This window comes from Promicromonospora kroppenstedtii DSM 19349 (assembly GCF_000515355.1).
GTDB classification, from domain to species: Bacteria; Actinomycetota; Actinomycetes; order Actinomycetales; family Cellulomonadaceae; genus Promicromonospora; species Promicromonospora kroppenstedtii.
This window is the reverse complement of record NZ_KI911686.1, coordinates 50,552-58,736: the sequence shown is the minus strand read 5'-3', so window position 1 is coordinate 58,736 and position 8,185 is coordinate 50,552. Positions and strand designations below refer to the sequence as shown.

The 8,185-nt window shown below is 72.0% G+C and carries 8 protein-coding genes, 1 tRNA gene and 1 pseudogene; 6 read left to right on the top strand and 4 right to left on the bottom strand.

The genetic code is table 11. From position 1 onward, the window contains the following. The 5 genes from PROKR_RS37440 to PROKR_RS14865 form a co-directional block, all read left to right on the top strand. Positions 1–749, top strand: a 749-nt coding sequence (locus tag PROKR_RS37440; protein WP_036964427.1) for an HAD-IC family P-type ATPase, incomplete at its 5' end; no start/stop codon positions are given. A gap of 133 nt (positions 750–882) precedes the next feature. Then, entirely contained in the window at positions 883–1,902 is a 1,020-nt protein-coding gene (locus PROKR_RS14880; protein WP_036964426.1) for a metalloregulator ArsR/SmtB family transcription factor, read from the top strand. Positions 1,903–1,947: 45 nt separating this feature from the next. Further along, complete coding sequence (locus tag PROKR_RS14875; RefSeq protein ID WP_036964425.1) at positions 1,948–2,370, top strand: arsenate reductase ArsC; 423 nt, start codon at positions 1,948–1,950, stop codon at positions 2,368–2,370. A 77-nt stretch (positions 2,371–2,447) separates the two neighbouring features. Then, the gene (locus PROKR_RS14870) at positions 2,448–2,870 is read left to right on the top strand and encodes an aquaporin (RefSeq protein ID WP_084800477.1); all 423 of its coding nucleotides are present in this window, start codon (positions 2,448–2,450) and stop codon (positions 2,868–2,870) included. Continuing rightward, complete coding sequence (locus tag PROKR_RS14865; protein ID WP_211240144.1) at positions 2,867–4,567, top strand: FAD-dependent oxidoreductase; 1,701 nt, start codon at positions 2,867–2,869, stop codon at positions 4,565–4,567. The genes PROKR_RS14870 and PROKR_RS14865 overlap by 4 nt, the downstream gene beginning before the upstream one ends. A gap of 51 nt (positions 4,568–4,618) precedes the next feature. Here PROKR_RS14865 and PROKR_RS14860 read toward each other — a convergent pair whose 3' ends face one another. Then, positions 4,619–6,139 (bottom strand): FAD-dependent oxidoreductase, encoded by a 1,521-nt coding sequence (locus PROKR_RS14860; protein ID WP_036964424.1) that lies wholly within the window; start codon positions 6,137–6,139, stop codon positions 4,619–4,621. Positions 6,140–6,223: 84 nt separating this feature from the next. Between PROKR_RS14860 and PROKR_RS14855 the strand changes: the two genes are divergently transcribed. After that, the gene (locus PROKR_RS14855; RefSeq protein ID WP_036964423.1) at positions 6,224–6,601 is read left to right on the top strand and encodes an ArsR/SmtB family transcription factor; all 378 of its coding nucleotides are present in this window, start codon (positions 6,224–6,226) and stop codon (positions 6,599–6,601) included. Positions 6,602–6,619: 18 nt separating this feature from the next. Here PROKR_RS14855 and PROKR_RS30785 read toward each other — a convergent pair whose 3' ends face one another. The 3 genes and pseudogenes from PROKR_RS30785 to PROKR_RS32790 form a co-directional block, all read right to left on the bottom strand. Then, entirely contained in the window at positions 6,620–7,249 is a 630-nt protein-coding gene (locus PROKR_RS30785; RefSeq protein ID WP_051433020.1) for a GNAT family N-acetyltransferase, read from the bottom strand. A 133-nt stretch (positions 7,250–7,382) separates the two neighbouring features. Next, positions 7,383–7,455, bottom strand: a tRNA-Ala gene (locus PROKR_RS14845). A gap of 114 nt (positions 7,456–7,569) precedes the next feature. Then, positions 7,570–8,185, bottom strand: a pseudogene (locus tag PROKR_RS32790) (hypothetical protein); the annotation flags it as partial.

The window sequence follows — 8,185 nt, the reverse complement described above, 5'->3', positions numbered from 1 at the left end:
CCCGCCCGGTCCGGGTCGGCTCGCCCCGCTGGGTGCCGCCCGGCCCCCTGGACGAGGCGGCACGTGACCTGGAGGGGCAGGGCATGACCGTCGCGGTCGTCGAGATCGACGGCGTGCCCGCCGGCGTCATCGGCATCCGGGACGAGCTCAGGCCCGAGGCGGCCGAGGCCGTCCGCGACCTCGCCGCCGCGGGCTTCGAGACCGTCATGCTCACCGGCGACAACGAGCGCACGGCCCGAGCCCTGGCCGCCCAGGCAGGCATCGCGGACGTGCGCGCCGAGCTCCTGCCCGCCGACAAGGCGAGCGCGATCGAGGCCTACGGCGCACGCCGCCCTACCGCGATGATCGGCGACGGGATCAACGACGCCCCCGCCCTGGCCGCGGCCGACGTCGGCATCGCGATGGGCGTGACGGGGTCCGACGCCGCCATCGAGTCCGCGTCGGTCGCGTTCACCGGCACGGACCTGCGCCTCATCCCCCGGGCCATGCTCCACGCCCGCCGGGGCCGGGCGATCATGACCGGCAACATCGGGCTGTCGCTCGCGATCATCGTGGTGCTGCTGCCGCTCGCACTGTTCGGCGTGCTCGGCCTGGCCGGCGTCGTGCTGGTGCACGAGCTCGCCGAGGTCGTGGTCATCCTCAACGGCATCCGCGCGGCCCGGCGGCCTCGCACCGCGACTCCGGTCGTTGACGGCAGCGAGCGGGCACGGTCGCGAACGATCGCGAAGAGCCGGGAAACCGCTCGGTAATCACCAGTGCTGCCGGCGGGCCTTGTACAGCGGTCCTCCAGCAAGCCCCCGCCCGGGATCGACCTGCCGAGTCCCGCTGGTCTATATTGATGGATGTCAACATAGACAGACGTCGATACAGCCGGAGGTTGGGGTGACCGCTCTCACGCCGTCGAGCACACGCGGGCTGGAGTCGCACGCCATCGGCATGGACGCGGCGACCGCCGTGGCGGCGACGCTCAAGGCTCTCGCCGACCCGCTGCGGCTGCGGATGCTGTCCGCCATCGCGACCAGCCCCGCGGCGGAGGTGACCGTCGGTGATCTGGCAACGCTGACCGAGGTGTCCCAGCCCACGGTGTCCCATCACCTCCGGGTGCTGCGCGAGAGCGGCCTGCTGGCTGCCGATCGGCGCGGAACCTCGGTCTGGTACCACATCGAGCCGAGCTGTCGCGGCGCGCTGAACACGTTGCTGGACCGGTTCGCCCCGGCCGCGATCGGCACGGTGGAGGCGCCGCACCTGACCGGGCTGACGAACGTCGAGCCCGCCCTGGACCACCTGGCCGCATCCCTGGCCGAACGGTTCCCGTCCACGCCTCCCGGCGAGTGCGTGCGGGTGGTCCGCGAGTCGTACACGGCCCTGGCCCGTCGCGGTGGCGAGCCCACCCACCTGGTCCCGCTCACCGAGCACTTCGCGCGTCAGCGGATCATGGACGCCGAGCGCGCCCGAGCGCTCGAGGCGGACCGCCCTCGGCCGCAGGTGCTGTTCGTGTGCGTGGCCAACGCAGGGCGGTCACAGCTCGCCGCCGCTCTGATGCGGCACTACGCGGGAGACCGCGTCGTGGTCCGCTCGGCGGGTTCGGCACCGGCGTCCGACGTGCACGCGAACGTCCGTCTGCTCCTGGAGGAGATGGGTGATGCCGCCGCTGCCGACGAGGTGGACGACGTGACGCGGTTCTACCCCAAGCCCCTGACCGACGACGCGGTCCGCGCGGCCGACGTCGTGGTGACGATGGGCTGCGGCGACGTCTGTCCGGTGCTGCCCGGCACGCGGTACGAGGACTGGCTGGTGGGCGATCCCGCCCTCGCCTCTCCGGCGGGCGTGGCCGCGATCCGCGACGAGCTGGACGAGCGCGTCCGCACCCTGCTGGCCGAGCTCGTCCCCGAAGCAGCCTGATCCGGTCGACCCGACCACGCACCGCACGAAGAACTGGAGCGCACCATGACCACCACCGAGCCCAGACCGTCCGCCTTGTTCGTCTGCGTGCACAACGCGGGCCGCTCCCAGATGGCCGCTGGGTTCCTGCGGGAGCTGTCCGGCGGGGCTGTCGACGTCCGCTCGGCCGGATCGATGCCCGCCGAGATGATCAACCCCACCGCCGTCGAGGCCATGCTGGAGAAGGGCATCGACATCCGCGCCGAGCAGCCGAAGATCCTGACCGCCGAGGCCGTGGAGGCGTCGGATGCCGTGATCACGATGGGGTGCGGCGACGCGTGCCCGTACTACCCGGGCAAGGACTACCAGGACTGGGAGCTGGAGGACCCGGCCGGCCAGGGTATCGAGGCGGTGCGCCCCATCCGCGACGAGATCGAGCGGCGCGTGCGTGCCCTGCTGACCGAGCTCGGCGTGGAACCGGTCGCGTGACCCGGGACGCCCCGACGCTCGACGTGCAGCGGACCGAGCCAGAACGTCCGGCGACGGACGGAGCGTCACGGCCGGCCCTGTGGCGACGGGCCTTTGCCGAAGCCCTGGGCACCGGGCTGCTGGTGGCGGTCGTCGTCGGTTCCGGTGTGGCCGCGCAGAGGCTCTCACCGGACGACCTCGGGCTGCAGCTCCTGGAGAACAGCCTGGCCACGACGCTGGGGCTCGCGGTCCTGATCGCGGTGCTGGGTCCGGTCAGCGGCGCGCACCTCAACCCGGTGGTCACGGCCGTCGACTGGTTCACGGGCCGACGCGCGGCCTACTGGTTCACCTCCTCGACGTCGTTCGCGAACCCGGCCGTGACCGTCGGCCGCATGTTCACCGACACGTTCGCCGGGATCTCACCCGGCTCCGTCCTGCCTTTCGTCGCCGCCCAGGTGGCCGGTGGAGTGCTGGGCGTACTGATCACCGCCGCCCTGTATCGACCGAAGGAAGCACCATGAGCACCTCGCCGCCCCTGAAGATCGTCGTCGTCGGGTCCGTCGCGGCCGGCACCTCGGCCGCCGCGAAGGCTCGCCGCAACGACGAGTCCGCCCGCATCACGGTGTACGAACGCGACCACGACATCTCCTACTCCGGCTGCGGACTGCCGTACTTCGTGGGCGGGGAGGTCGAGACCATCGACGAGCTGACGCCGCGCGACGCCGCGTGGTTCAAGGCCCGGTACGACGTCGAGGTCCGCACCGGCCACGAGGTCACCGCCGTGGATGTCACCACCCGCACCGTGACCGTGCGGGACCTGGCGACCGGCAGCACCTTCGAGGACACCTACGACGAGCTGGTCCTGGCGACCGGTGTGCGCAGCGTCGTCCCGCCGTTGGCCGGGGTGGACCTGCCGGGGGTGTTCACCGTCCGCAGCCCGTCCGACGCCCGCGCGATCCGAGGCTGGATCGAGCAGCGCAAGGCACGCCGTGCCGTCGTGGTCGGCGCCGGGTACATCGGACTCGAGATGACCGAGCAGCTCACCGAGCGCGGCATCGCCGTGACGGTGGTCGAGGCGCTGGAGCACGCCATGCCCCGCATGGACGCGGACATGTCCGCGCGCGTGGACGCCGAGCTGCGCCGCAACGACGTCGACCTGCGCCTGGCCACGCGCGTGTCCGCGATCGAGGGCGACCACGACGGTGTCACGGGTGTGCGTGTGGGCTCGCCCGAGGACGGCGAGACCGTCGCGGCCGATCTGGTGATCATGTCCGTGGGTGTGCGGCCCAACCTGGAGCTCGCAACGCAGGCCGGGGTGACGATCGGCCCGACGCACGCGATCGCCGTCGACCGGCAGGGACGCACGGACGTGCCGCACGTGTGGGCGGTCGGGGACGTCGCCGAGTCGTTCAACCTGATCACGGGCGAACCCGCCTGGGTGCCGCTCGGTTCCACGGCGAACAAGATGGGCCGCATCACCGGTGACGCGATCACGGGCGGCACGCTGGAGCATCGCGGCATCCTCGGCACCTCGATCGTGCGCGTGTTCGACCTCGGCGTGGCCCAGACCGGGCTGACCGAGGACCAGGCGCGCGCAGCGGGGTACGACGTCGAGGTGCTGCACAACATCAAGCCCGACCGGCCCGAGTACCTGGGCGGCAAGCCCCTGATGATCAAGGCCGTCGCCGACCGCGCCACGGGCCGGCTGCTGGGGGCGCAGGCGATCGGTGCGTCCGGCGCGGACAAGCGCATCGACGTCCTGGCCACGGCGATCACCTACGGGGCGGACGTCGCCGACCTGTTCCACCTCGACCTGGCCTACTCCCCCACCTACGCCACCACGAAGGACCCGGTGCACTACACCGGCATGGCGCTGGACAACGCCATCCGTGGCACGGCGCCGCTGATCACTCCGGCCGAGCTGGACCGGCGTCGGGCGGACGGCGAGAAGATCCAGGTGGTGGACGTGCGCTCGGCCAAGGATCGCGCCAAGGGCTTCGTGGCCGACTCGGTCCACCTGCCGCTCAAGGAGCTACGGGCCAGGGCGGGCGAGCTGGACCGGGACGTGCTGGTCGTGACGTACTGCAACAAGGGCGTCACCGGGAACGCGGGGCAGAACCTGCTGCGCAACCTCGGGTTCGCGCAGGTCTACAACCTGTCGGGCGGGAACCAGAACTACCAGGCCTGGGCCGCCGCCCAGGGGCTGGGCCGCTCATGACAGAAGGGCGCGAGCCGGTTCCCGGCTCGCGCCCTTCTCACCATCTGGCTGTCACTCGTCGCCGGAGCGGCCGTGCTCGACGCCGGTCGCGAACCCGACCTTCACCGGCTCGGGCGTGGAGCCGCAGCCCGACGCCGCATCGTCCGTTCCACCGCAACCACCCGACGACTCCGCGGGCGCACCCAGTCCGAGGGTCACCGTCTGCGGGCCGGACGGCGTCGCGCAGCACCCGCCGCCCGACGCGCCCGCCAGCGCGAGAGCGTCCGAGGAGACCACGCCGTCCTCGTCCGCGGCGAACGCCAGGTCGGACGAGCACACGCCCGTGGCGGGCAGGTTCAGCTCGACGGAGTCGGCCGCAGCCCGGTCACCGGCCAGCGCCGCGACCACGGACCGGACCTGCTCGTAGCCGGTGGCGAGCAGGAACGTGGGCGCCCGGCCGTAGGACTTCATGCCGACCAGGTAGAAGTCCTCGTCCGGGTGGGCCAGGTCGATCTCGCCGTGCGCGGGGACGGTGCCGCAGGAGTGGTGGTTCGGGTCGATCAGCGGGGCGATCGCCCGGGGCGCCTCGACCACCGGGTCCAGGTCCAGGCGGACCTCGCGCAGCATGTCCAGGTCGGGCCGGAAGCCGGTGGCGTTGACGATCGTGTCCACGGTCAGGTCGAGGTCGACGTCTGCGCCCTCTCGCCGCGCCGTGCCGAGCACCCGGACGCCGTCCGACGGCGTCGCCGGCTCCAACCGGTCGATCGCCACCCGGGTCAGCAGCTCGACCCGCCCTGCCTCGACGGCGTCGCGCAGACGGGTGCCGAGCAGCCCACGGGCCGGAAGCTGGTCGTCGGAACCGCCGCCGTACAGGCGGCGCGGGGAACCGCCGCGGATGGCCCAGACGATCCGCGTGCCAGGTTCGTCGCCGGCCAGCTCGACCAGGCTGAGCAGCGTGTTCGCCGCGGAGTGGCCCATACCCACCACCAGCGCGGTGCGGCCCGCGAAACGCTCGCGGGCGCCGCCGAGCACGTCGGGGAGCGCGCCGGTCAGGTGCCCGGCCGCCGCACCCTCGCCGATGACCGGCAGCCCGGACAGTCCGAGCGGGTTCGGGGTGCCGAACGTGCCGGAGGCGTCGATGACCGCCCGCGCCCGGACCTCGCGCACCTGCCCGCCGACGGCGTAGCGCACCAGGTACGGGCGGCGCTCACGCCCGAGCGACCGCGACCGGTCGGCACCGTCCCGGGTGACGTCGGTGACGCGGGCCCCGTACCGGACGCGGTCTCCGAGGACGCCGGCCAGCGGCGTCAGGTAGTTCTCCACCAGGCCGCGGCCGGTGGGTAGGGCGTCCCGGTTCGGCTCGACCCAGCCCGTGCCGGCCAGCAGGCGGCGGGCGGCGGCGTCGATGTCGTACTGCCACGGGGAGAACAGGCGCACGTGGCCCCACGACGCGACGGCTGCCGCCGGGCCCTCGCCGGCTTCCAGCACCAGTGGTTCCAGGCCTCGCTCCACCAGGTGCGCCGCAGCGGCGAGGCCAACAGGCCCGGCGCCGATGACGATGACCGGGAGTCCCTCGCGTGGCGTCTCTGACATGGCAATTCTCCTCAGATCGAAGATCCTCGATGCGTGAACACGAGCAACATATCCATATTCTTCGATGCGTGGCAAGATGGGTGCATGGCCACCACCCTTGCTCTGACAGACGTTTCGCGCATCAAGCCAGTCGACGCCTCAGGTGCGTGCTGCGCTCCACTGGTACGCGAGGCGGCGGACCTCGAGTCCGCGGCGGAGATCGCGCGCGTGTTCAAGGCGCTGAGCGACCCGACGCGGGTACGCCTGCTGTCGGTCATCGCCGCGCACGACGTTGGCGAGGCGTGCGTCTGCGACCTGACCGAGCCGGTCGGGCTCTCCCAGCCCACGGTGAGCCACCACCTCAAGCTGATGGTCGACGCCGGCCTGCTCACCCGCGACCAGCGCGGCAAGTGGGCGTACTACTCGGTGGTGCCGGGCGCGCTGAACCGGCTCGGGGCGCTCCTCACGGAGGCGACGAGCTAACGAGTGACCGGGACCGGGTCAGAGAATCCGGTTACCGACTGCGGTGCTGGGCCGGCGCATGGTCCACAAGGGCGGAGCTCCCCGATAGAGCTCGTCGAGCGCTTCGATGACCTCGAACCCGTGTCGCTCGTAGAACCGGACGTTCTCGGGTGTGCTCGTCTGCAGGATGACCGTGTGCCCGCGGCGGTCGGCCTGTTTGAGACCGTCGCGCAGGAGAGCGCTGCCGATACCGGCGCCTTGGTGCTCGGGGTGCACCACGAGGGTGGCGAGGAACCACTCCACGTCGCGGGGGATCGAGCGGCCGATCGAGATGTACATGTTGGAGAGCCTCGGCCAGTCGTCGCCAACACTGCGCGCGAGCCTGCGCATGGCACGGAACCTGCGGCCATCGGGCAGATCGTGCGGCTCGCCGTCCCAGACATTGCTCCAGAAGGCCAACCCGACGATCCGGCCTTCATGTTCGGCAAGCCGTGCGTCGTCTGACGGAGCAATCGTGCGCAGCTGCGCACGGAGCAAGATCGTGTGCGGGAGGTGCCTGCGCTGAGGGTCCGGAACCACATGGCTCCATATCGGGTCGTCAGCGAATGCGGCAGCTGCGACCGCCGCGGCCTGCTTGCTCTGCCGCGGCTTGAAGTTGGTGATCCTCACGGCCCCGGAGCGTATCGGGGAATGCCGCAATGAGGTGGCGGGCCGGGGACGGGATCCAGGAGACGCCTTCTGGGCGACGAAGAAACCCCGCCCGACCCGAGCATCTGCCCTGGTCAAGCGGGGTTTCCGTCTGTGGAGCTAGGGGGATTCGAACCCCCGACCTTCTCATTGCGAACGAGACGCGCTACCAACTGCGCCATAGCCCCTCGGACTGCAGAAGACTAGCACTTCACCGCCCCGACTCCGCAACTTGATCGGGTGTCGCGCGGGTCACGAACGCGTGACTCGCGCGACACCGACCAGCAGGATCAGCCGGCAGGTCAGCCCGCCGCCCGGCGTCGGGCCAGGATCTCCTCGAGCGGCTGGCCCAGCGTCTCGGACTTCATGCGCGGTGGCTCACCGCGTAGCAGCTCGTCCTCGGCCACGGCGTCGGCCGCCTTCGCGGCAGACCCGGCACCAGCACCAGCACCGCCCGCCGTCGTCCCCGGAACGACCGCAGAGGACGCCCCAGCGCCCCCAGGGCGCCCCGAAGCACCCGCGGCCCCCTTGCCGGACGACGAACCCGCCGGCAGTGCCGCAGGCTGCCGCGGGGGCGCCTTGGGCTTGGTCACGTACGTGGGCAGCGGGACGGGCACCGGGTCCCAGGCGCGTCCGCTCGGCGGCTCGGCGCCCGCCGGGGGCTCGTCCGGGGCAGCGGTGCCAGAAGACACCTCGTCCACTACCTCCGCCGCTACCTCGATGACCTTGGGCTTCTCCGGGCCGTCGAGGATCTCGTCGAGCACGTTCTTGCCGCCCACGCGCGGGATCGCCTGCGTCTGCGTGTCCGAGCCGCGGGTAGCCAGGCCGACCACCTGCGCGCGGTTGCGCGGGGCGTACGGGCCGCCGTTGGCGAGAGCACGGGCCTGTGTCGCGCGCTGCCGGGCGGCGCGCACGGTC